The following is a 614-nucleotide window of genomic DNA, read 5'->3' as shown; positions in this document are numbered from 1 at the left end:
CGGGGCGCGGGGGGCGTCTCGCGGTCTCCCGCGGCACCGGCATAGGGTCCCCCTGCGGCGCGCACGCCACCGCCCGGTCCGGCCGGGGCGGCCCGCCGACGACCCGCCCGGGCCCGCCGGGCCCGGACGCCGCGACGCCACCGACACCCGGGGGGACCTCCGCATGCCCGACACCGCAGCCACCACCGCCCGTGCCCGGCTCGCCGACGCCCGGCTCTACCTCTGCACCGACGCCCGCAAGCGCCAGGGGGACCTCCCGGAGTTCCTGGACGCCGTCCTGGCCGGCGGGGTCGACATCGTGCAACTGCGGGACAAGGGCATGGAGGCCGCCGAGGAGCTGGAGCACCTGGCGGTCCTCGCCGAGGCCTGCGCCCGGCACGGCAAGCTGCTCGCGGTCAACGACCGCGCGGACGTCGCCCACGCCGCCGGCGCCGACGTCCTCCACCTCGGCCAGGGCGACCTCCCCGTCCCCGCGGCCCGCGCCCTGCTCGGCGACGACGTCCTGATCGGCCGCTCCACGCACGCCGAGTCGGAGGCCGCCGCGGCCGCCGTCCAGCCCGGCGTGGACTACTTCTGCACCGGCCCCTGCTGGCCCACCCCCACCAAGCCCGGCC

At 79.5% G+C, this 614-nt stretch carries 1 protein-coding gene; it reads left to right on the top strand.

Annotated features, from left to right (window positions below; genetic code table 11):
- Positions 1-163 precede the first annotated feature (163 nt).
- The coding region (locus B7L92_RS38685) for a thiamine phosphate synthase (RefSeq protein WP_081241686.1) at positions 164-614 on the top strand (451 nt) is incomplete at its 3' end.

Origin of the sequence: Streptomyces viridosporus, assembly GCF_002078235.1 — a bacterium.
Taxonomy (GTDB): Bacteria; Actinomycetota; Actinomycetes; order Streptomycetales; family Streptomycetaceae; genus Streptomyces; species Streptomyces viridosporus.
Note: the sequence above shows the minus strand (reverse complement) of the source record. Positions and strands in the feature narration are given on the sequence as shown.